The organism is Arhodomonas sp. KWT (assembly GCF_010993615.1).
This window is the reverse complement of the sequence record NZ_WNXE01000382.1, coordinates 1-1,711: the sequence shown is the minus strand read 5'-3', so window position 1 is coordinate 1,711 and position 1,711 is coordinate 1. Positions and strand designations below refer to the sequence as shown.

The 1,711-nt window shown below is 69.7% G+C and carries 2 protein-coding genes; both read left to right on the top strand.

Annotated elements, in window-relative coordinates:
• On the top strand, positions 1-1,483 hold a 1,483-nt coding region (locus G7A99_RS19165), incomplete at its 5' end, for a response regulator (protein ID WP_163143208.1).
• On the top strand, positions 1,470-1,711 hold a 242-nt coding region (locus G7A99_RS19160), incomplete at its 3' end, for a hypothetical protein (protein WP_163143205.1). The genes G7A99_RS19165 and G7A99_RS19160, both read left to right, overlap by 14 nt.

Below are 1,711 nucleotides of genomic sequence, written 5' to 3'. Positions count from 1 at the left end.
CCGCGAGAGCGAGACCCTGCTGCTTCAGCAGTCCCGGGTGAACACCGAGCTCCAGGACGGGCTGATGCGCACGCGCATGGTGCCGTTCGTCAACCTCGTGCCCCGGCTACGGCGGATCGTGCGTCAGGCAGGCCGGGAGCTCGGTCGCCAGGTGGAGCTGCAGGTCCGTGGCGGTGAGGGCGAGATGGACCGGAGCGTGCTCGAGCGTATGGTCCCGCCGCTGGAGCACATGCTGCGCAACGCGGTGGCCCATGGCATCGAGCCGCCGGAGCAGCGCCGCCGGGAGGGCAAGCCCGAGGCCGGGACGATCACCATCGAGGTCGCCCGCGAGGGCGCGGACGTGGTGCTGTGGCTCGGCGACGACGGTGGTGGCATGAATCTGGAGGCGATCTCCCGCCGGGCCGTCGAGAAGGGCCTTATGACCGAGGGCGCCGCGCTGACCCAGCGGGAGATCATGCAGTTCGTGCTGGAGCCGGGCTTCAGCACCGCCTCGCGGGTCACCCAGGTGGCCGGCCGCGGTGTCGGGCTGGATGTCGCCAACGCGGAGATCCGCCAGCTCGGTGGGAGCCTGGAGATCGACTCGCGCGAGGGCGAGGGTACCCGCTTCACCGTACGCCTGCCGTTCACGCTGGCGCTCAACCAGGGGCTGCTCTGCCAGGTTGGTGATGAGACATACGCCATCCCGCTGTCGAGCATCGTCGGCGTGGTTCGTGCCGAGCGCTCCTTCCTCGCCGGTGCCCTCGCGAGCGACGAGCCCGTTTACTACGAGTACGCCGGCGCCCAATACGAGGTGGTGAGTCTCGGGGGGCTGCTCGGCGCCGGCACCGGCGTACCCGATGAGGGCCGTGCGCTAGCCCCGCTGGTGCTGGTGCGTGCCGGCGAGCACGCCGTGGCGCTGCAGGTGGACACCCTGCTCGGTAGTCGCGACATCGTGGTCAAATCCCCGGGACCGCAGGTGAGCACCATCCCGGGCATCTTCGGTGCGACCATACTTGCCGACGGACGCGTGGTGCTGATCCTCGATGTCGGTGCGCTGATGCGCTACCGCGGCCGGTTCCTGGAGGGCGAGACCCAGCGCTCCGCACCCGCACCCCGTCGCGAGCGGGCGCTGGTCATGGTGGTTGATGACTCGATTACCATGCGCAAGGTCGCCACGAGGCTGCTCGAGCGCAACGGTATGGAGGTGATAACCGCCAAGGACGGTCTGGATGCCGTCGCCCGGCTGCAGGAGCAGACGCCGGACGCGGTGCTGCTGGACATCGAGATGCCGCGTATGGACGGCTACGAGTTCGCTGCGCACATGCGCAACCAGCCCGAAACGCGGGAGACACCGATCATCATGATCACCTCCCGCACCGGCGAGAAACACCGCCAGCGTGCCATGGACACCGGCGTTGATCGCTACCTGGGCAAGCCCTATCAGGAGACGGAACTGCTCGAGGCGCTCCAGGAGCTGCTGGAGACCGGGCGTGCCCCCGTGTGACGCAGCGATCGGCGTGATTGCCGTCGGCGAGCGCCGCCGGTGCCTGTGCCGCGGTCTCGAGGCCCGGGGGCTGGCTCCGGTCTACGGCGTCGGCCTCGACACGGCGGCCGGCGGCATTGGGCTCGATGGGGTCGGCTGCCTGGTGGTGGACCTGGCCCATGTCGGTGACGAACCTGCCCCGGTGCTGGATGCCCTGCTCGCGGCGTGGGCGGGTGGCATCGTGTTCGC